General features: G+C 47.3%; 13 protein-coding genes and 1 tRNA gene. 3 read left to right on the top strand and 11 right to left on the bottom strand.

The window, feature by feature from the left end; translation table 11 throughout:
* Positions 1–445: 445 nt before the first annotated feature.
* Positions 446–976, top strand: a complete 531-nt coding sequence (locus ACOJUN_RS25050; protein WP_422134552.1) for a hypothetical protein — start codon at positions 446–448, stop codon at positions 974–976.
* A 13-nt stretch (positions 977–989) separates the two neighbouring features.
* Here ACOJUN_RS25050 and ACOJUN_RS25045 read toward each other — a convergent pair.
* The 9 genes from ACOJUN_RS25045 to hpaR form a co-directional block, all read right to left on the bottom strand.
* Positions 990–1,066: transfer RNA gene (locus tag ACOJUN_RS25045), tRNA-Pro, on the bottom strand.
* Between the two features lie 126 nt (positions 1,067–1,192).
* Positions 1,193–1,531 (bottom strand): hypothetical protein, encoded by a 339-nt coding sequence (locus tag ACOJUN_RS25040; protein ID WP_422134551.1) that lies wholly within the window; start codon positions 1,529–1,531, stop codon positions 1,193–1,195.
* A 71-nt stretch (positions 1,532–1,602) separates the two neighbouring features.
* A complete protein-coding gene (locus tag ACOJUN_RS25035; protein ID WP_422134550.1) occupies positions 1,603–4,899 on the bottom strand; it encodes a PAS domain S-box protein in 3,297 nt (1,098 codons plus the stop codon).
* 81 nt (positions 4,900–4,980) lie between these two features.
* Entirely contained in the window at positions 4,981–10,179 is a 5,199-nt protein-coding gene (locus ACOJUN_RS25030) for a hypothetical protein (RefSeq protein WP_422134549.1), read from the bottom strand.
* A 483-nt stretch (positions 10,180–10,662) separates the two neighbouring features.
* Positions 10,663–11,769, bottom strand: coding sequence for an acyl-CoA desaturase (locus ACOJUN_RS25025; protein WP_422134548.1), 1,107 nt, complete (start codon positions 11,767–11,769; stop codon positions 10,663–10,665).
* A gap of 99 nt (positions 11,770–11,868) precedes the next feature.
* Positions 11,869–12,843, bottom strand: a complete 975-nt coding sequence (hutG, locus tag ACOJUN_RS25020; protein WP_422134547.1) for a formimidoylglutamase — start codon at positions 12,841–12,843, stop codon at positions 11,869–11,871.
* A gap of 941 nt (positions 12,844–13,784) precedes the next feature.
* Positions 13,785–15,311 (bottom strand): Na+/H+ antiporter NhaC family protein, encoded by a 1,527-nt coding sequence (locus ACOJUN_RS25015; RefSeq protein WP_422134546.1) that lies wholly within the window; start codon positions 15,309–15,311, stop codon positions 13,785–13,787.
* A gap of 276 nt (positions 15,312–15,587) precedes the next feature.
* Positions 15,588–16,019, bottom strand: coding sequence for a cupin domain-containing protein (locus ACOJUN_RS25010; RefSeq protein WP_422134545.1), 432 nt, complete (start codon positions 16,017–16,019; stop codon positions 15,588–15,590).
* A 233-nt stretch (positions 16,020–16,252) separates the two neighbouring features.
* A complete protein-coding gene (gene hpaR / locus ACOJUN_RS25005) occupies positions 16,253–16,675 on the bottom strand; it encodes a homoprotocatechuate degradation operon regulator HpaR (RefSeq protein WP_422134544.1) in 423 nt (140 codons plus the stop codon).
* Between the two features lie 422 nt (positions 16,676–17,097).
* Between hpaR and mmsB the strand changes: the two genes are divergently transcribed.
* On the top strand, positions 17,098–17,997 hold the full coding sequence (mmsB, locus tag ACOJUN_RS25000; protein ID WP_422134543.1) for a 3-hydroxyisobutyrate dehydrogenase: 900 nt from the start codon (positions 17,098–17,100) through the stop codon (positions 17,995–17,997).
* On the opposite strand, the gene ACOJUN_RS24995 is transcribed toward mmsB, so the two are convergent.
* Both ACOJUN_RS24995 and ACOJUN_RS24990 read right to left on the bottom strand, forming a co-directional pair.
* Positions 17,998–18,849: a S1 RNA-binding domain-containing protein gene (locus tag ACOJUN_RS24995; protein WP_422134542.1), complete on the bottom strand. Its 852-nt coding sequence runs from the start codon at positions 18,847–18,849 to the stop codon at positions 17,998–18,000.
* Positions 18,850–18,878: 29 nt separating this feature from the next.
* Entirely contained in the window at positions 18,879–19,358 is a 480-nt protein-coding gene (locus ACOJUN_RS24990; RefSeq protein WP_422134541.1) for a GNAT family N-acetyltransferase, read from the bottom strand.
* A gap of 211 nt (positions 19,359–19,569) precedes the next feature.
* Between ACOJUN_RS24990 and ACOJUN_RS24985 the strand changes: the two genes are divergently transcribed.
* A complete protein-coding gene (locus ACOJUN_RS24985; protein WP_422134540.1) occupies positions 19,570–21,354 on the top strand; it encodes a hypothetical protein in 1,785 nt (594 codons plus the stop codon).
* Positions 21,355–21,395: the final 41 nt, after the last annotated feature.

Here is a 21,395-nt window from a genome sequence, read left to right as displayed (position 1 = left end):
AGGTCCTGGTACCTCACCGGCCAAAGCGATGGTAGGCGTTAATCCATAACTCATAGCAATCTAATCTTCGTGGAAATCTGTGCTTTTCGACAGTCAATGGACATAAAAGTTCACAGTTATTCAACACGGCTATCTTTATTGGCATGCTTTCCTGGGCATCATGAAAAAAGCTGCTCGTCAGTTTGATCACTTGTTGGTGGGGTTGAAAGCGGACCGGTCAGGAATAATGAATTATTTGAATCTGAAAATGCAGAGAATGGAACTATCATTTATTTTTATGGTCTTAATTTATGGGAAGCAAATTTAATTCTTTCGACAGATTATCAATCCCAAATATCCAATGGATTTTGTCAGTTGCACTATCGCAAATGTCAGGGAAACTGATTCTCTTTAAAGATAAAGTAATTTGAACGATTCATAGTTTAGAAAAAGGAGGTACCTTGAGATGAATATAAATAATCAAGCAGCCGGTCATCCAATTGCTGATCAAGGCACACAGGCAGAACCAGAAACGGGTTCAAGTGTTGGTCAATTCCTGACGAGGTCCGTAAAAAAATTATCCATCAGAAATATTTTCTGGGATGTTGATCAGTATAATAAATACTCCAATGATGGAAAGTTTTATATACAACAACGAATGGCGTTAATCCCTCCATTGACTGTTTCCGCTTTCTGTTTTTCTGTTGCGAAATATATGTCATGTAGTAATTTAGGGATTGCGGTCGCAACCGCAGCTGGGTGGTTAGCTGGCTCTCAGATAAGTCACTCGATCGGGAAAGAGTTTTTTAAGGAACTTGATCGATTAGAATCTGAAGCTATTCGAAATGCAGTAGTTGCTTTTCAACCTCAGCGGGACTACATCGATGAAGACTTAGAGAATCCTCCACCATCCTATGAAGAATGTGTGCCTGATAACACAGTTCGTCAAAGAGTAAATCGCTCTGATGGTTCAAGCTCACAAACAAACGTGGAATAGTGTCCGGAAAAACTGGTCGGAGCGAGAGGATTCGAACCTCCGACCCCCACAACCCCATTGTGGTGCGCTACCAGGCTGCGCTACGCTCCGACTTTCGCTTTGGGGTTTCTGAAAGTGCCCCGCTGACGAAGCCGTATATTAACCTGTCGACCTTATTTTGCAAGGGGTATCTGCGACGGATTCGCTCCAGCCGCGTGTCGGCAGCCCGTCCTCTGCTCAGTGCAGGGTTTCGTCTTTGATGCTATGAAATCTGGCCAGTACTTCGTGCATCATTCTCATTTTCTTCATAATGCCCTCAATCGTGGCTCTCTGGTTTTCAGGTTCCATAATGGGCAGACTTTCAATTTCGTCATTTAATTCGATCAGATAGGGCAGAAAACGGTTAGCGGAGGCACTGAAGCCTGAGTCCTTCTGAAAAATGGCAGAAAAGTTGCCTTTCTCTTGTTTTTGCAGAATCTCCAGCTGTTCATCGGCATTGAGTGCCAATGTGTAGATGTCTTTCAGGGTGAGAGTCAGTTTGGCCTGAATTTCCTGAATAATTGAAGTTGAATTCATGGGTTACTCGATGGGATTAATAATGGCGCAGTATAGGTTAATACTGAGCTCTGTTGTAGTGATTTGCACCTTCAGACCGGGCTCTCTGAAGACTGGCTCTGCAGTTGCTCGTAGAACTTTTCCAGCTCGTCCACATCACAGGCCTCGGCAATTTGCAGAAGGTACTGGCAATAGGTCTGCAAATGTGCTTCTTTGAACTCATCCGTTATGGACGTCAGTTCTTGTATATCACCGAATTCAAGCACCCGGGAGACCTTTCTCAGCAATGCTTTTTTATGAGTCTCATCCAGTTGCGGCAGTTCAGAAACTTCTGCTTTATCGGCGGCTACGCGAGACTTCCTGATATCCAGATTCAAAAGGCTGGCCACTACTTGTAGCAGGTAATTCACCTTGAAGGGTTTGGCCAGCACGCCGTCAAATCCTGCCTGCTTGAGTCTTGTCTGGATGTCAGAGCCTGCGCTGGCGGTCACAGCGATCACTTTCAGGTTTTTCAGCTCGGGATTCAGACGGATATGTTTGAGTGCTTCCATTCCATCCATTTTGGGCATTCTGATGTCCATCATAACCAGCTCCGGTTTCTGGATTTCCAGGCGAGCCAGAGCTTCCAGTCCATCACTGGCCTGCAGGGTTTTGAAGCCGGCTTCTTCCATGATGACTTTAAGCAGGTCACGGTTTATTTCCAGATCATCAACAATCAGTGCGGTGTAGGTCTGATTGTCAGCCAGTATCAGTTCCACCTGGTCGGAAGAAAAAACATTATCGGTATCCAGCGCCGGAACTTCTTTCAACGGGATCGAAAACCTGAAGCTGCTACCCTGGCCGACATGGCTGGTAACAGTCAGGTCATCTCCCATGGCTTTAACCAGGTGGCGACTAATAGCCAGACCCAATCCGGTGCCTCCTGACTTCAGGCTTTCATCCAACTGTCTGAAGGGGTCAAAGATAATTTCAAAATTATCCGGATCAATGCCTACGCCGGTATCTTTCACTGAAAAGCAGAGTCGTTCATCCACCGAATCAATGCGGATTTCAACGGAGCCTTCTTCGGTATATTTAATGGCGTTGCCCAGAAGGTTGGTCAAAATTTGCCTTAGCTTGACATCATCAACTTCTATCCACTCCGGAACCTGCTCATCAATGGTCAATATTAACTGTAAATCTTTATACTCTGCCCTTGGGACAAAAAACTCCCGGGTTTCCAACAGCAACCGTCTGAGGTTAATTGATACCGGGTGCAGGTCCACACCCTGAGTCTCAATTTTAGTAAGATCAAGAATGTCGTTAATCAGGGTTAGCAGATGCTGGCCACACCGCTCAAGAATGGCCAGCTTCCGGTGCTGTCCGGGGTTCAGTCCTCCTGACCGCTGTAACACCTGCGCATAGCCAATGACACCATTCAATGGTGTTCGTAACTCATGACTCATGCACGACAGGAACAGGCTTTTTGAGCGACTGGCGGTAATCGCTTCGTCCCTTGCTCTCAGCAGGGCCAGCTCAATCTGTTTGCTTTCCGTGATATCCCGGATGACAACGTATATAAGAATACCGTCGCGGGTAATCAGTGGATTACTGGTTAACTCTGCTGGAAAGGTGCGCCCACGTCGGTCAACGGCTTCTGTCTCCCGACGAAACAGTTGTGTTCGCTTCCAGGCTCTTTCTAGCAGAGGGCTGATCAAAGGATGGTTCTCCCGGGATTGAGGAGGAACAAGCAGAGAAAGGGGCATATTGATAAGGTCATCGCGAAGGAAGCCCAGTAGTTCGACAGCTCTGGTATTGACCATGACGATAATGCCATCCGGATTCAGGATGATCATGGCATCTGGTGCAGAATCCAGCAAAGCCTTGAATTTAAGGGTATCACTAACCCGTTCAGTGACATCATTGGCCAGTCCTTCAATCACTCTTTGCTGTCCGGAAGTCATGGCGTTCCAGAACAGTTCAATCCTTCGGGACTGTCCCTGTTTATTCTGGATATCCAGTTCAAAAGCTTCTACCGGCTCTCCTCTCAGTGCTTTCTCAAAATTGACTTTGTAGTTGCAATTGCCCGGATCGTGACTCAAAAAGTTCTCCAGTGGGCCGGAAAACTCTTCACTGCGATAGCCCAGGACCGATTTCACCGAACGACTGATATGAACAATTTTGCCGTCAGTGTTGAGCTGGAAATAAAAGTAGCGTCCTTTCAACCCCTGAACGATATGCCCCATATTGTTGGCTCTGGCCTGGTGCAGGGCAAGGTCCCTGGCATCAAGCCACTGAGTCAGTTTTACAAATGAACGGGCCAGGGAGCCGGCTTCGTCCCTGGAGTGGGTGTCGGGCAGTTCAACAAGCTTATGATGCTCGATAAAGTTATCCATGCAGGATTTCAGGGTAATCAGGGGGTTGGTGATTTTTTTGGAGGCATAGCAGATGCCACCCAGAATCAAGAGCAGGGAGATCAGCATAATAGCAATGTCCAGCAAGGCTATGTCGAGCACTCCCTGGAGAGCATGTTGTCGACTGACTGAGGTATAGAGCCACCACTGGGAAGAAGACACCGGGGCACCGAAGAACCAGTATTCTTTTTGATACTGAGGGTTTGGCAGCCAGGCCCGGAAGGTCTCGGCCCGCCCGGAATCAATCCACTCCTCGATCTTGTTGCCGAACCCTTCGATACCATAAACTTCACCGGTCTGGCGCAGGTTTTTATGGCCAAAGCGGTTCGCCTGAATGCTGTCGCTGTAGAGGTAGTCACCGCTGCGGTCGACCATATTGAATTTCCAGAGGTTGATCCCGATATTGCGTCCTTCAAACAGCTTTGGATTGATGACATCGTGAACCATACGATTGATATCAACATCCAGTTTAAGCAGATGCCCATCGCCCTTTTGAGAGCTCGGGACAATAAAACTGACCAGTCTCTTGCCGGTTTTGGCATCCCGATAGAGCTTGCTCCAGTAGTCATTCTGTTTGAGCAGCTGCAGCCAGTTGCTGCCCAGTTCGGTGGGCGGCATTGCGGGCAGTTGGGTGGGTTCTGCCTTGTTTTTGCGTTTATTGATACACGCTGAAGTCGCTATATTTTTAGTGTCAATCCAGCAGACTCTGGTCAGGAAGGGGCTGGAAGCGAGAATACTGTGTAGCAACGGGTAGGTCGGGTAGCTTTCAGTCTGTAATAAACGAATCTGGGCTTTAGCCTGGGACATGATCTCCTGAGTGTAGGCATCGAGGGTACGGGCAAAGTGCACAATGTTGTTGCGCATCTGTATCTCTATCTCATGGGAGGACTCCTTGAAAGAGGTATAGATGTGCAAGGCACTCAGCAGGTTATAGAAGAGTGTGACGGGCACTACGGTGAAAAGAATGATTTTTTTTCGAATAGAGGGTTTGACCACGCCCTGCCTCAAGCAAAATCTTAGCAACCTGTTCAGAATAGCCAAGGGAGATGAAGTTGGCGGCTAAATGTTTCGTTTCCATCATCCGTCTGAGACGTTATGTACGACCAGAGTCATAATAATCACCAGCCAGCGAACCCAGTAAATTCCTTCAAGTACACTGGGTGCCCTTGTTGCCATCAGACTTCCATAGTCCCCGGGCAGGTAATCTTCAGGGATCTCAATGCCATCATTGTCAGAGTAATCGCTCCCTAATGCGGACAGGGGAGGCGGGGATTCAGGCTCGGTTTTTATGTCAAGGAGAGAGATAACAGGCTGTTGTTCAGAAGAGGAGTCCTTCGTTTTAAGGCTTACCGCTGGAGCTAATGTCTTCGGTTGCGGTGTTCGCACAACAGGCTGCCAGTGATTGCCAGCGTTTATGAAATTATCTGCGATCAGTGGCGCTTGCAGATTGCCATGGAACAGTGTGATGGTGCCCCGATCATCAAGCCATTCTGCGATCTGCGAGGAGTCATGGCTGGGCACCGGCATCGCCCCAAGGGCGGGGTTGCCAGCCATTGCCGGTATAAACATGGCACCCAGCGGGTTTTGAAAGTTGTGAACGGCAGGAGTAACAATCATGACGTTCAGCGGCGTATTCGCTGCGCGTAGCAAAGGCATCAGAAGGTGTTCTACGACATTGTTATCCCCCCACATATGTTGTCCCGGCTGAATAGGCGTAAGACCCTGAAGCATCTGTAAGCCAGCCTGAGTGGGGTTGTCCATGAGATCGTCAAGGGCCTGGGCTCCCAGTCCGAGAAACAAAATATAAGGCGTTAACCTGGAGCCATCCTGATGCCATTGGTTGCTCAGATGCTGAACCAGGTCATTAATCAGTTGTATTTGTTGGGTTTGACCGGCAAAAACCGCTAATTGGTTAATCAGGTCCGCTAACAATAGATCAAGAGCGGTATTGTTACCTGAATGGGTGATCAGCTGATTCAAGAGGGACCATAGTTCATCGCTATCCATGGTGTCGAGTGTGTCCAGGGTCTCCTGGTAGCTCGCAGGCAGATGTTCACGAAGGTGTCTGGGCAGATGGCTCAGGAATCCTTTGAGCGTATTCTTGAGCAGGGGAGTATCATTAAAGAGCAGGTGTCTCAGCTGGAACAGAAGATGATGGCTGATTACATTGTTTTTTAAAGCCAGAAAGATAATGTTTCGAAACAGGCCGGCAATAATTTGAGAATTCATGCCATCAGGTCGGGTTAATACCAGTTTTCTCAGCAGGGCGATGATATGGTCAATGAGCTTACTGGCAGTTTCAGGCCTCATATTCAACAAGTGAACCAGGCTGTTGTAGAGGCAGAAGTGGTCTGGAGCTACGTTTACAGTTTGCCATCGTTGTGATTTCAGGGCATTGACAGCCTCTTGTTCCAGCTGATTCAGGTTCGCCTGTAATGCAGCCTGCCGGGCTCTGAGCCGGGTCAGTTCTGCCAGTGATAATTCCGTGACTCCCCGTTGTTCCAGCTCTATGTATTCATGGGGGGTCAGGGGAAGGTTTTCCGGTTTGGTTCGCTTAAAAGGGTGGAACGACTGCGAAGTCAGGGGGGGGGGTAATTGATCCCGCAACATCTGGTTATCGGTGAGAGTTTTTCTTCTGTCTCTTTTACTTTTGACGGATTCAGGCAGTTTGAGGGTGAACCATCGATCTTCATCGCTAACACTTAAAATCCTGAGGAGATAGTCGTAATTTCTGTTCTCAACAATCCATTGGTTTAATTGTGCAAGGGGGATGCTCACCTGTTTAACCTGACTCAATTTTTCGGACTCGTGAGGACTAGGGCTTGACTGAATCACGATGATTCTGGGCGGTGAGGGTGGAGGTGCGGAGTGATAGGTGGCACCGGATATCGTTTCATCAATAGATGAGGAAAAGTCAATAATCACCAGAGGTTTTGGCTCGCGACTCTGATTTCTATGCTCCATGACTTCCTTGATCGCTTGAATCAGCGTGTCCCTGTGGGTGTAACTTGGAAATTGCACTTTGTCATGGCTGGATATTAGTCTGAGCTCTCTGGCCAGGTAGTGACGTTCATAAACCCGGGGTCTTAAACGCAATCTGACGGTTTCCGGCAGTGGGTAAACCGCAGAAATGGGAAAGGAAGTATTAAGATTATTCAACGCTTTGGCCCAGCTCTGGGATTTCAGTCGGCTATAGGCCTCAGGAAAGGTCGTGGCTTCCGCCTGCACGACGTCCATAGGGTAAACACCCCATTTTTTCATCAGCTCGGCAAGGCCTTTTCGGCTAAGGCTAATGGCCCCGTTTCCTGTTGTCAGTAATTCACTGGCCGGGGACGGCTGTGTCAGCTCTACCCGTTTTGATTGTTGGCTGACAGGAGAACTGCTTCTTTTTACAGGCGCATTGTCCGGTTCATCGATGACCATATAATCCCGTTCCTGCTCTGTGGCAGAAGCGCATTCATCAGTAAACAGAGGAATACGGGGATCGGATAAAATTTCCCGGATGAGTACCTCAAGCAGGGAGTCGTTGGCCAATAGCGGTATTTTATCTTCGAAAGCTTGCTCTCCTAGTGCGCGGTACAGGGTGGCTTGTATTTTTTCTGAATACTTCTGATTGACCTGTTGTATCCACTCATCTTTTTTGATGGTATCAAGCTGTTTCTGCTCGCCTTTTGACAGGGGTGGCTGGTGACGGTTTACCAGGTGCGACCAAAAAAGTTGTTGTAGTTTGCTGAATCCCTTTTTGAAAGCTTTCAGGCTGTCTTCATAAATTTCATTGGCACGAACCGCTTGTAATTCAAATAATTTATTAGCCGGCAAGCCTGGCCATTGATTCCTATGCAGGCTTTGGAGTCGACTTGAGTAAAAGTGGTTGACTCTTCGAATGAGGTAGTCTCTTTCGATTCTTTTTAACTCGCCTTCATGTTTTTTTCTTTGTTCTTGCTCATGCTCGGGTATCCTGCCGACCATTATATGCCAGTTGATAAGTCGGCTTAATTTTGCTTCATCGACCAATGTGCGGTCGGCCGCTACCGAATTGACCAGTGTTCTCAGAAAGTCGCTGGCCACCTTACTGGGCTCACTATCATTCGTCTGATTGGCTTCCAGTTCAGAGAAGCGACTTTCCAGCGCTTTTGAAAAATCATCCCGGTATTTTTTGTCCACGATACGCAACCACCAGTCCTGTTGATAGTCAACGGGTAGATAGAGCTGATGATTGAACTGTTCAGGTCGCATCTCTCTGGTCAGTTTTAAAAGGTAGTGGTGAAGCTTTAGCTTGAGATTATTTCTCGAGCTATTGTTTCGATACTGAATCACACTCTCAGCCGTAATTTCATCGGGATCAAAGAACAGTCGGTCCAATGGCAGTTTACCGGCATCAAACTGTGGAACGGGGCCCTGACGCAGGTAGTCCATATAACGTCGACTGAGTTCCGGGCTGGATTGCCACTCATCCAGAAGCATCACACGCGTTCGGTCTACCAGCTCTGGCATGATCTCATACGCCATATCGCCGGCGTGATAGGCAATGTTTGCCAGCGATTTAACAATCAGCTGTTTGGCATCAGCCCAGTTTTTAATCTTCTCTTGATACCCCTGGTAGGGGTTGTAGCCCAGGATGTAGGTGAGCAATGCAGCTTCAGGGCCGCCATCGAAAAGCAATTGATCAAATAACACTAGAGAGCAGGGATGAAAATCCGTTAGATCAGCCTGAGTGATCACGTCACGAAGGTATAGGTTGTTTCTTTTCCACTCCTTACGGTATGAAAAGCCAACGGCAAAGTTATCGGGTTTGGCATCGCAGCAGATTCTGTGGGCACAATCTTCGTTGCCCAGTTTAACCAGGTTTTTATAGATGGCGGCGATTACAGCATGCAGAATGCGGCTAACCGCTTCTGCGTATCCCATCTCGTGAACTTCACCAATGCTGCCCTGGGATTTGATTGACATGGCAATTTCATCAGGGCCAAAGTCCAGCAAACCTTCGATGAAATTTTGGGCCAGTTCATCTTTTTTCAGGTGACGCTGGATCATGTAGATGGTAAAACCCTCTCTGGCTCTGATCCTCAGAAGCCGGGTGGGCTCGAGGTTGACACCCAATTCCTTGTAAAGCTTCAGTGCTGCTTCGTGGGTTAGCAGAAAATTGTCAGCGTCCCTCTTGTTCGTGTAACCGGGGAAACGTCGCAAAGCCAGGCCGGGCAGAACATCGAGGGTAAAAACAACAGAAAACTGGCCTCTTCCAATCACTCGGGCATCGGCATGTCCTATAGACTTGTATGCTGATGAAACGTCTACGCTCATTTCGTCCTCGACATTAAGGAATTCAGCATGGATATTTTGTTCAAAGACCTGAAGGAACCTCTGATAGTCAACATCTCTGAGTGTGGAAGTATAGGGAGCGCCTGATAATTCTTGCTCAACAGGATTATTGAAAATGCTTCTCGGGTCATAAAAGTGGCTCGCTGTCCTCAGGTCATGGATGCTCTTTTCGTCTTCCTGAGTCTCAAACTCTACGCAGACCTCACAGGTTGAGTTTTGACTGTTGATGTAGTGACAGAAAAAGGTTTGGTCGGGTTTGTGTTCTGGCTTGAGCATGGCTGCAGTGTGAGTTGCATCATAGGGCACAAGAATAAACGTTCTCTGCTTGGGCCTGGGGTCTCCGGTTCTGTGGTTCTGTACCCTCATTCTGACACTGAGCAAAGTCTCATCGTCCAGATTAAACGTAATGGGACTTCCGCTCGCACTCAGTTGCCTGAAGGTAGAAAGTCCCATTCTTTGAAATGGCGGGCCATTGACCAGAGTATGGTTCTGGTAGTCAATGCGCCAGGAAATAAAGTGTTGGCTGCTACCCAAAAATGGGTTGCTTGCAGACAAGGAATGAAGTTCGAAAGCGTCAGGAGACTTGGGTGATCCCAGCAAAGGGCTACCCACAGGAGTAGAACTCAGTTCAGGGTCGATGAGCATATATTCTGTGCGATCAATACGAGAGCGCAGTATATGCACCCGCCAATATTGATTACGGGTGGTAGAGGTCTCTCTCGAACTCTGGGCAATATCTCCCAGCATTTTGAAATAATGTTCATACTTTTTGACCTGTTCGACATTTTCCAGAAGGCTGCCCGAGGAAGCTGAAGCTAACGTCGAAGAGAAAAGAAGGAAAACTACGAATTTGGTATATTTGTTCCAATAATTACGGGACAGAAACAGGTTAAGGAAGAGCACATAAACCGTGATCTTTCCCAGAATAGCCATGGATCCCGAAAATAATTTAGTCAATTTACCGCAGATAGTTCAGTCGTTATTTATTGATGCCTGGCCTTTAGCTTGCCTTTAGAAAGTTTCCCTTCGGTTCTGCTACCTAATGCCACGTGTATCCTTGAACGGTCAAAAATTTATATTTATGAACACTCCAGATTAGACCAGTCTTTCACCGAATAGGATTGTAAATGTTTAATTTATTTTTTGGTTCGTTACTCAAGTGACTTTTTAGCAAACTTTTAAATACTTTAACGAAACTCACGGAATTCTCCGTCCGTAGCTTCTTATCGGGAGCTTAGCCACCTTTGGCAGTCTGGATGGAAATGGTTTATGGAGGACCGAAGCCTGCAAGGGCTTTGAAGAGAGGTTGGAAAGTGTCCCGGATAGTGGTGAGGTGTCAGTGCACCGGGCTTGTCGAAGGTTGTGGCGAAGATTGTGGCACTCTGCTTCAACAAACCTGGCGCGAGCTAACGCCTGGTTGGCACTGGTATATTTTGATGATCAGGTTAACAGACCTGCACGAGCCAGTTGCCAGCGTTTTTGCTGTTCCTGCATGGACGATTTCATCTCTTCATATTGCTTATGAAGCTCTGAGCTTTCCCAGTTCTGTTTCAGCTCCCGGGCTTTGTGTTCAACCCACTTCTGACGAAGTTTGTTCCAGTCATGCCAGGTGCTGCTCACCAGTTCATACTGTTCTTCCAGCTTTTGCAGGGCAATCTGGCATGTCAGTTTCTGGCTGGCATATTTGTACTGCATATCGATCCGGGCTTTTTCAATCCGATAATCACTGACCCGCTTCAGTTTGCCAGTCAGGCCGATTTTCGAGAAGCCGAAGATCAGCCACTTGGTGGGATCAAAATGCCACCAGCGTATGCCGTTGCGGTAATCATACTGAAAAATATGGTGGTAGTTGTGATAACCCTCACCCCAGGTCACCAGAGCCAGGATGCCGTTATCCCGGGCGGTATTTTTATCGGTGTAAGGGCGCTTGCCCCAGATATGAGCCAGAGAGTTGATAAAGAAAGTGAAGTGATGACTCAGCACCAGTCTCAATACCCCGCCCAGAAGAAGCATGGCAATAATATCGCCCATCAGCAATCCTGCCAGTGTTGGTATAAACAGGTTCATCAACAGTACCAGTGGCACATAGTATTTATGCTGCCAGACTACAATGGGGTCTCTTTGCAGGTCCTTGATATTAGAAAAATCACCGGCTTTTGGGTCATAGTCACGAAGCATCCAGCCAATGTGGGAGAACCAGAAACCACGACTTGCAGAGTAGGGGTCTTTGTCGTGATCGTCGACAAAGGCGTGGTGGCGGCGATGACCAGAAGCCCAGTTCATGATGCTGTTCTGAATCGCCATGGCACCCCAGATTGCAAACCAGAGGCGCACTGACCAGTGAGCTTCATAGGCCTTGTGAGACCAGAGGCGATGGTAGCCAGCAGTGATAGCAGTGCCATTAAACATCAGGATTAAGCCGGCAACGATCCATTCACGGAGTTCAAAACCATGGGTAATACCGTACCAGGGAACAAGGGTGACCATGGCAAAAAACGTTAGCGAAAAAAGTAACGTGGTCACCCAAATGCGACGGGGTTTCTCCATTATGCGCTCATAAAGTCTTTGTCTAGGAGTCTTGATTCTCGCACAATGTTGCCAAGCTGTTAAGGCGTAATAGTCGCTGTGATCCCTGGTGCATACTTTTTATTCGTTGGGTTGATCGGTGAGTTGATTAATCAACCAGGCAGCCAGTCTGGCTGTGCGCAGGTCTTGATCAAATTCAGGGTTGTATTCAGCAATATCCATTACCCTGACTTTTGCGCAGTCCTTGATGGTCTGCAGAAGGGTTGCTGTCAGGTCCAGTGGAATGCCCCTTACAGCCGGAGCACTGACCCCCGGAGCCTGGTAAGAGGGAAAGGCATCCAGATCAATGGTTAAATAAACATGATCCACCATAGAGGTGAAACAAGTGAGTTCTTCGATCAGAAAATCGAGGTTATCCCGATGAATCTGATCATCGGTGATGTAAGCCACATTGAGCGCATCGGCCCGTTCGAACAACGCCTGAATGTTACTGCTGCGGCTGATACCAAGACACAGACAGTGAAAATCGAGATTCTGATGCTCGCAGAACTGAGCCATCTGCCAGAAGGGGGTTCCGGAACTGGCGCCTTTCTCTGGCTTTCTCAGATCAAAGTGGGCATTAAAATTGATCACGCCAATATTCAATCCTTTGGGGGTCTTGTGATCCTGGGTCAGAAAGTCTGCCAGACCTTTAAAGCTTCCCCAGGCTATTTCGTGTCCCCCCCCCAGACCAACAGGCAGCAAGCCTTCCATGAGGGCTTTCACCAGTGTTTGACTGAATTGATTCTGTGCACCCTCCAGATCGCCATCCTGACAGTGGACGTTACCCAGCTCATAAAGTCCATCGTCCCGGTTCCAGGGGAGATTGGCGAGGCATTTTCGAATCAGGTCCGGGCCATTGGCGGCACCCACCCTGCCATGATTGCGCCTGACGCCTTCATCACAGGCGAGCCCCAGCAATGCCAGGCCGCTGGAGCCTGAGTGTTCTGAGAAGGGTTTAATCTTCTGGTGCCAGCGTTGTGTCTGCTGCGGGTCGCCATCGTAATCTACCCATCCGTTCCAGATTTCGGGTTCTACAGGTTTTAACTCAGACATGAGAAGTAGGCACTCTTACTGTGAAATACCGCCCCTTAGGGCTTCAGCAGCATTCAGTGATCCGGGGAGGCGGTAATACCGGTTCAAAGCTGTTTTTGTCTCAGGCTCCCGGCATCATCTGGTTTCACCGTTACGAAGCGCGAGCGAAAGTTTTTCTCCGAAGAGGCAGGCTACCAGCACCATGGGTATGTCTGACTCTCGAGGTTTTTCAACTGGAGGGAGTCGTGGTTTGTTCAGAAAATAAAAAGCTACTCGCAATAATGTAGCAACTGTGGCGCTGTTCTCCACTGATTTCGTGCCTTCTTCACGGCTCTCACATTAAACAATCTTCAAGAATTGTAACTTCAAACTCATCTGACACACCCGGATTGTCGGAAGGAGACAGTCGTACATTACTACGGTCATTTTGATTCCTGTCCAAGAATTGCAACTTTATACCAAACGGAACCAATACGAATTCGAAGCGTTTGAGCTTCAACATCGAAGCTTTCGATCTTAATCCGTGTGCTCAGATACCTCCCACCACACCTGTGTGCCATAAAATGCAGATCATCCAGTTTAAAAATGGTTGCCGTCTCACAAGAACATGATTCATAAGATAAGGGAGACGTAACTTTGTAGACCTGGTATGCGTATACAGGTAATGATATGAGAAAAACTGATGCCAAAAAGAGCTTTCTTAAACTCATCTAACACACCTGAATTGCTAGGAGCCTGACCGAGAATAGACTGCCCTACGCGGTAACTGCTCCTGTGTTTCTCTAGCTCCTGCATCCATGCAGTCGTGCGGTTGCGATAAATTGGTCTAAAAATTTCTCGCAATCCTCGCTACGGTCGCTCAAGTTCGACAGCTAGGTTGATGAGCGCCTGGAATGAACGTTTACCTGCCGGATTTCGACGCATGAGCTCTCTGCAGGGTTGCTTTGCTGACTGTAAAAGACTTATGCAAAAAAATAGGCGGTTGCTGTCCATAAACAAGCCGCTAGTGAAGCAGCAAATATTGCCGGAATGATCTGAGACTTAACATGATCCATCAGGTCACAGCCAGTGGTCATCGAGCTTAATATGGTTGTGTCAGATATAGGTGAACATTGATCTCCGAACACACTTCCGTTCAATACTGTGGCGAAACATACCATCATAAACAGCTTTGGATTTGCTAATGACTGTGATTGCGCGATGGCCCAGGCAAGAGGCATGGTAAGGGGGAAGGTGATTGCATAGGTTCCCCAGCTGGTACCCGTTGAAAAGGCAATGATCATAGTCATCAGCTGTAAAATTACCGGCAATAACCAATAGGGAAGCTGCTCGCCGAGTAGCGACACGACATATGATCCTCCGCCAACTTCCTTGCTGATACTGCCAATGATCACCGCAAGCATCAGGATGACCGAAGCAACCACCACACCTTTTAACCCATCACCAAAACCTTCAACGACATGGGTTAATGACATACCTTTAGCGATGGCAATGGAAGCAGAGAGCAATAAAGCGACTCCGAAGGCCCAGTTAACTTTTGGAGTGCCCAGGTAGATGAACGTTAAGACAGCGATAGCAATCAGACTGACCAGAGGAATAATGAATTCCAGAACATTCGGCCTGTAATTTTCGGGGACTTTCGGTGTTTGTAGTTCGGTGGTGCTGAGGGGTGTTGCACCTGGAGCGTCCAGCTGACCGGTTTCCAGAGCCCTTCTATGTGCCTTTTTCATGAGGGAACCGGAAAAACAAGTAATATTCAGACACAGTAAAAGTGTTCCGGTAACGGCCAAAATACTATAAAAGCTGAAAGGCACACTGCTAAAGAAAAAAGCTAAACGATCCGCTTCCGTTGCCAGAAATGATACACCGGGCACAAAAATTAATGCCTGCACGTAAGTAGGCCACGCGTTGAATGCCAGTACAGAAGCAATCGGAGAAGCCGTTGAGTCGACAATGTAACTCATTTCTTCATGGCTGACTTTCGCTTTATCAGCAATTGGACGTATAGTAGTACCTACCAGTACGGTACTTATTGTCCCCCCCTGGAAAAAGAGAACACCCAGTAGCCAGGCGACTATTTTTGCGGAACGTTCACCCTTTACAAAGTGTTTGGTCATAAAGGTGGCAAATGCCTGTGCAGCGCCCGTTTTGGACCAAACCCCCAAGAGGCCGCCAAGAAGCCATAAATACAACAATAGTATTGATGCAGTGCCTTTTTTAGCCAGGTTGGGAATAATCACTTTGTCAGTCAAATCGTATTGACCGAGCATAATTGCACCAACAATGATGCCACCCAATAAGGCTGTTAGTGGCTCTCTGGTGATCAGGCACAAGGCTATTGTTACTAATCCGGGAAGAAGCGACCAAAAGCCATAATGAAAAGTCGGCTCGAGCAATTCGTGATTGCCTTCATATTTGTGGCTAACATTAACTGCAGCCAAAACCCCTAACACAAAGATTATCAACGCAAAAACATTATAATTCTTCATTGACTATACCTTTTTTGCTAAAAGAGCTCAGATGGATTCAAGCAATAAGTGCAATAGCCTGCTCAGTTTAGACCTTAGCCGGGTTCGTCTATCGAGAAACTTTTCTGGCATAATTTCTGGTGTGGCTCTTGTGTTCAGCTTACAGGGGGCGGCAGAAGCGATCGCTCTGGCCGGTTGCGGAATCGGGTCAATCAGTGCAAGAAACGTCGTGCTGCCGGAGGATCGTCATTTGAGTGGTTTGCAGGCAGCGGCTGCTTCAGCGCGAGAACTCACAGGTTATTGTTCTTCTTCTTCTTTAAACACCGTTATAGCCTGGCCTTCATCACCGGCATAAACAACAACGATTTCTGCAGGCTCATCCGATGTGTTCACTCCGTAATGCCACTCATCTACCATCTCAACCAGCGCATCACCGGCTTTCAAGTTCAGTTGCTTGCCATCAGACAATCGAATCACCGTTAATTCACCTTTAACCAGGTAGCCTGCATTGATAACAGGGTGCTTGTGAATGGGCAGTCTTGAGCGTGGGGCGATGGTAATACGCAGTACACGGACTTCAGGGTTCTCAAGGATGACACTTTTCAGAAGGGTACCATCCCAGCTGCTTGTGCTGTGAGCCAGCACTTCAGTAAAGACTCGCCCAGCAGAAAAAGTGAAAGAACTACCAAGAGTCAGAAATAGAACCGCGCTTCTGAAAACGGTTTTCATTATGATTTTACTCTGGGGAAGTTTAATAATTTTACATCAAATAAAGATGAATTCTGACCTGTTCAGGTGCAGGGGGGGGTGGCAGTTTTAATTATCCTTATGCAGGCACAGTAGTCTATTTGTTGATATTGATCAGTGCGATATCGACAGGGGGGGATTTGTAGCCCTAAGGACATAACTGACAGGCTTATTCAGCCGATATCCTGCCGATCATAAAATTAAAATAACAGATCTCAGTTGGTCAACAGACTGACTTCATCAAGCAGTTCTTTCAGTCGCTCCATTTTTTCCTGACTTAAACCCTCGGTTAGACGGCTATAACTGTTTTCCACCATAGGGGTCATCTCGTCCAACAGTTTCCTGGCTTTAGGAGTAGCTTTGACCAAAATACGTCTATGGTCTTCTGATGATTTGCGGCGGCTGACATAATCCTGTTGCTCAAGACGCTGGATAATGCCTGTCAGACTCGGGCTCAGAATGCAGCAGGCATCAGCCAGCTGTTTGGTCTCCATCTCGTCGGTGTCGTTCAGAACCCGCATCACACGCCATTGCTGTTCGGTAATGGAGTGTTCTTGCAGCATGGGACGGAAGAAGCTCATGGCAGCCTCTCTGGCCTTAAGCAATTTGAGTGGTAGAGAATCTTCGTACTTGCGCATCGTGTTCAGTTTACAGCTAATAACTATGATTGGCGGATTGTGTGCATCTTGTTCAGGATAATCAAGACAATGATGTAATTAATTACACCGTATTTATCCGTACTCGAAAAAATCTACAGGTAATCATAGTCGTTTCTCTAAAGGGGGGATGTGGCCGGAGTGTTCGCTTTCATGGGGGGTGTCGGAAATATACAGGATTGTACACGTGCGGATGAGTATATTCTGAAGTACAGGCTCCTGGCCTGATAGTGTGAAAAATAATCAATGGGTGTGCAGTTCTGGACGATACTGATATATTGAAGCAGACTTCAGGTCGTTAAATACCTGGGTTTTAGTTTCAATCGGAATCCTGCATATTATATGGGTATCACTCTTTTTGATTGCGCTGACATGACAACAACAAACACCCGGGAGTGCTGATCATGGCAACGGTAGCCTTTATCGGTCTTGGTAATATGGGAGCGCCCATGGCGGCTAATCTGATCAGGGGCGGTCACGATGTGAGTGTATTTGACCTTGTTCCCGAGGCAGTGAGTTCTCTGGCCACTCTGGGAGCAAGAGCAGCAGCCAGTGCAGAGCAGGCATGTTCCGGAGCCGGGTTTGTTATTTCTATGTTGCCCGCCAGTAAGCATGTAGAAAGTCTCTACCTGGATCAGGGTTTGCTGGATTCCGCTCCGACTTCTGCCATTCTTGTCGACACCAGTACTATTGATGCGGACACCGCCAGAAAGTTATCGGCTGCTGCTGCCGGGAGAGGGAGGTCAATGATTGATGCGCCTGTGTCCGGTGGCGTTGCTGGTGCGACTGAAGGTACTCTGTCGTTTATGTGCGGAGCCGCCGACCCTGAAGTGTTTGAAAAGGTGAAACCGATACTTCTGGACATGGGTAAGAATGTTTTTCTGGCCGGTGGGCCAGGAGCTGGTCAAGTGGCCAAAGCCTGCAATAACATGTTGTTGTCCATCTCAATGATTGGTACCTCGGAGGCGCTTAATCTTGGAACCAAAAATGGCCTTGACCCAGAGGTACTTTCCAACATCATGCTGGCCAGTTCAGGAAAAAACTGGGTACTGGAGGTTTATAATCCATGTCCTGGTCTGATGGAAAACGCTCCGGCCTCCAGGAATTATGAGCCGGGATTTATGAGCGAGCTGATGTTGAAAGATCTTGGGTTGGCAATGGCGGCTGCCACTAGCAGTGAGGCTATGACCCCTTTGGGTGGCCTTGCTTATGAGCTTTATAACCGCCATGTTTCCGAGGGAATGGGCAAGAAAGATTTTTCCAGTATCTTCCGGGCCATAGAAAGCTTGCAGCCAGAAAGTTAATCATTGGTTGCTGCGGATACCGGATGTTTCAATTTTAATAAGACGCTGCTTGTACAGCCCACCCAGTGCCATTTTAAAGGCACGTTTGCTGGCTCCGAAGACCCGTTTGATTTCAGCAGGATCGGTTTTATCGTTCATAGGAAGAAAACCTCCGGCAACTGCCAGTTTGTCCATAATCTGTTGACTGAGAGAGTCCAGCGCCTGTTGATCAAAGCCGGGCTTTTTCAGACAGAGGTCTATTTTTCCATCCGGTCTGATACGCTTGATATAACCCTGTACTTTATCACCCGGTTTGACTGAGTCGTTTGCTTCCTGGCTGAAAAGCAGTCCCTGGTGTCTGTTATTGATAATGGCCATATAGCCAAGGTCGGTTTTATCGTAAATCAAAAGGGATACAGGTTGGCTGTTCTGGTACTCTCCTGCTGAGCGATCAATGAACTTATGCAGCCTTGAGGATCCTACGATGCGTCTTGTTTCTTCGTCCTGGTAGAGATAGACAACATAGTGTCCACCTTCGCGCATACGGGTTTTTTGTTCACGAAAGGGGACCAGCAGATCCTTGCCCAGATTCCAGTCCAGAAAGGCTCCAATCGGATTGACTTCTTTGACTTTCAGCGCTGCAAACTCACCAACACAGGCCAGTGGTGTTTCTGTCGTTGCGATCAAATGGTCGTCGGAGTCAAGGTAGACAAAGACATCCAGTTCATCTCCAATATTGCAGTCTGCAGGGGCATGCCTTTTGGGTAGCAGGATTTCATCAAACTGTCTGCCATCCAGAAATACGCCGAAGCCTGCTTTACCGACGACTTTCAGGCGATTTTTCTGGCCAACTTTAACGTATTTTCCGGACATATCTGTGCCTTTGAGCGAAAGGTGAGAAGTCAGAGTTTTTTCTCCCAGAACAGGGCGTGTCCGAGCTGTTCATCCAGTTCGAAACCCGAGAAGCCAAGCTTTCGGTAAGCAGCCTGTGCTACATGATTCCCTTCCACAACTTCCAGCGTGATTTTGCAGCACTCTTTTTCTCTGGCGATCTGTTCAATTTTTTCGAAAAGTTTTCTGCAAAGGCTTTGACCTCTGAATGACTCATTAACGACCACATCATGGATATTGATCAGAGGTTTGCAGGCAAAAGTAGAAAATCCTTCCAGACAGTTGGCCAGAGCGGCTGGTTGTCCATCAACCAGACAAAGTACCGAAAATGTGAAAGGACGTTTTGACAGTTCCTGAATCAGATGTTCTCTGGTGAAGCTGCTTAGTGGCATTCCTCCACCCATCGGGTCTCTGGCGTAGTGCTCGAGCAATTCAATAATGGCCTGACCATGATCAGGGTTTGAATAATCGGCTACGAAAATATCGGGCATGAAAATGACTTCTGGTAGATAAAGCTAAACAATCAGGAAAAGTATTCTTGCATAACGGGCCTTGAATGGATAGCAGTCTGACAGGGTTCCGAGTCATCTTATCAAGTAACAGTGAAGAGTAACTTCTGTGGCTTATGGCCCGGAACTTTTTATTCTCTACCGGGTCAAAATTATAACGATTAGCGAGAAATCTAACATGGAGGTTAGAATTATGACCCCTTCCTGTGTAGCCGGGGCAAGCGGATACCCGGCGTCTTTAAGGCCTGAAAATACTGCGCCAAGTCGCGTTGGTGCTATCTGGCGCACCATCACCGGCGCATTCAGATGTGTTGGCTGCACGAGTGATGATGCTGTGTTGCCCGGTAACCAGAGATATTCAGCAAGTCCTCCAACGGATTTGAAGGACAGAGACGTTAAAGGAATATCTTCAAACCCCCTGGATTTACCAGGCACTGATGACCATGCAAAGGCGTTTAAAGAAGTTGTTCGCAGAATTAAGACAGACCAACAATCATTGATCATGGAAAAGGTTAATGCCATTACCAAAGATCATCTCAAACAAATTGTCCAGTGTTGTCGCAAGCCAGAACAAATCACTGATGAACACCTCAGCTTTTTTAAAACTGATACCTTTGCCTATGCAGCGCTCCGTGCATTTCGGGAAAAGAAAATCAGCGGCAATGAATTTGCAACCCTGGTCACCCTGCAGGGCGTTTACCTGGAAGGTATCCGGAATATAAAATCATTTGAAATTGTTCATCACAAGCTGTTTGACGGTAACAGAAACGCTAATGAAGCCAACTGGGGCATCATTGCGCTTTCACTAGAAAGGTCAAAGTGGTTTTTTAACGGTTCTTCTTTTGATGTGAGTTCCATCATCGAGAAAATGAAGCGTTTGCTTGAAAAAGCACCTCCGGTTGAGGCAAGTTTCTGGAGCTGCACGTATCCGGATTCCTCAGATAAAGACAAAGGGCTGCGTACGATGTATAAAGTCCTGTCAAACAGAAGCTTCAACGTTTTATTAGTTGACTGGTGGTGGACTGGTTGGGTGATATGCCCATCCATCACGTTGCGACAGGCTTTTATTGACAGTTTTTGTCAGGAAGAAGCCCATAAAATCAATCCAGTGATCGGGGCCAGTTCGCTTGAAGATATCAGAACCGGCGGGTTGAAAGGTTTCAGAGACATGGCTATTCCGTTTCCTGGTCACCCTTTGCCAAAAACTGCTGACCACATAGTTGCTCAATGGATTCTCGAGTTTATGCAGCATGATTTTTATCATGCAGTGCGAGCCAGTATGTTAAAAAATGCGGATATCCATTTAATCATTGCCATTGCCGATGTTGTGAGAAAGATCAAAGCATCCTTCAACAATGAGTACTACAGGGTAACCCGGCTTTTTCAGCAGCGGGAAGAAGAATTTGAACACTCTATTTCCAACCAGCTACAGAAACAACGAGGCAGAATGAAAAACGATTGGCAGAAGAGTGAAGAGGTGGTCAGTATAAAAAATACACTCGAATATCTGAAACGGACCAGAAAAGCCCTGGGCCAGTTTGCATTTAACCTTGAAGATCTGGATACCCATAAACCAACGTGGGATATAAGTTCGTATAATTATGATAAAGAACGATGCAGAGAGCACTTGTCAAATATTCTGCTTCAATTGAACAGCGGTTCGGGAAAACCCTGGAGTGAGTTACTGAGTGAAACCGATGCTGGTATTGTCGGTCAGTGCATTATTCCGATGATTTCCGGTAATTTGTCTAATCCCCTGGAGTTGTATAATCATTTCTGCCGCAAGATTGATTCGGAAATAAGTTCTGGTTCCAAAAAGCATCTCTCAAAAGAAGAGAAACAGAAATACCTGGCCAGAAGTAAAAAGTTGATTGAACCGCTGAATCCATCGGTTAAACTGGATCAGTCGCAATGGCCAATTTTTCTTCGGGAAACAATGAAAAATGGAGTGCATATTCCAGGCTCAGGACTCGTTTAATGGAGTGCATATTCCAAACTCCGAGCTTGATTAATGAATAA

Source organism: Endozoicomonas sp. ALD040, assembly GCF_049275945.1.
GTDB lineage: Bacteria > Pseudomonadota > Gammaproteobacteria > Pseudomonadales > Endozoicomonadaceae > Endozoicomonas_A.
This window is presented reverse-complemented; position numbering and strand designations above follow the sequence as displayed.

Coding starts and splice junctions, on each gene's coding strand:
- ACOJUN_RS25050 (WP_422134552.1), top strand. CDS start 446: ATGAATATAAATAATCAAGCAGCCGGTCATCCAATTGCTGATCAAGGC.
- ACOJUN_RS25040 (WP_422134551.1), bottom strand. CDS start 1,531: ATGAATTCAACTTCAATTATTCAGGAAATTCAGGCCAAACTGACTCTC.
- ACOJUN_RS25025 (WP_422134548.1), bottom strand. CDS start 11,769: ATGGAGAAACCCCGTCGCATTTGGGTGACCACGTTACTTTTTTCGCTA.
- hutG (WP_422134547.1), bottom strand. CDS start 12,843: ATGTCTGAGTTAAAACCTGTAGAACCCGAAATCTGGAACGGATGGGTA.
- ACOJUN_RS25015 (WP_422134546.1), bottom strand. CDS start 15,311: ATGAAGAATTATAATGTTTTTGCGTTGATAATCTTTGTGTTAGGGGTT.
- ACOJUN_RS25010 (WP_422134545.1), bottom strand. CDS start 16,019: ATGAAAACCGTTTTCAGAAGCGCGGTTCTATTTCTGACTCTTGGTAGT.
- hpaR (WP_422134544.1), bottom strand. CDS start 16,675: ATGCGCAAGTACGAAGATTCTCTACCACTCAAATTGCTTAAGGCCAGA.
- mmsB (WP_422134543.1), top strand. CDS start 17,098: ATGGCAACGGTAGCCTTTATCGGTCTTGGTAATATGGGAGCGCCCATG.
- ACOJUN_RS24995 (WP_422134542.1), bottom strand. CDS start 18,849: ATGTCCGGAAAATACGTTAAAGTTGGCCAGAAAAATCGCCTGAAAGTC.
- ACOJUN_RS24990 (WP_422134541.1), bottom strand. CDS start 19,358: ATGCCCGATATTTTCGTAGCCGATTATTCAAACCCTGATCATGGTCAG.
- ACOJUN_RS24985 (WP_422134540.1), top strand. CDS start 19,570: ATGACCCCTTCCTGTGTAGCCGGGGCAAGCGGATACCCGGCGTCTTTA.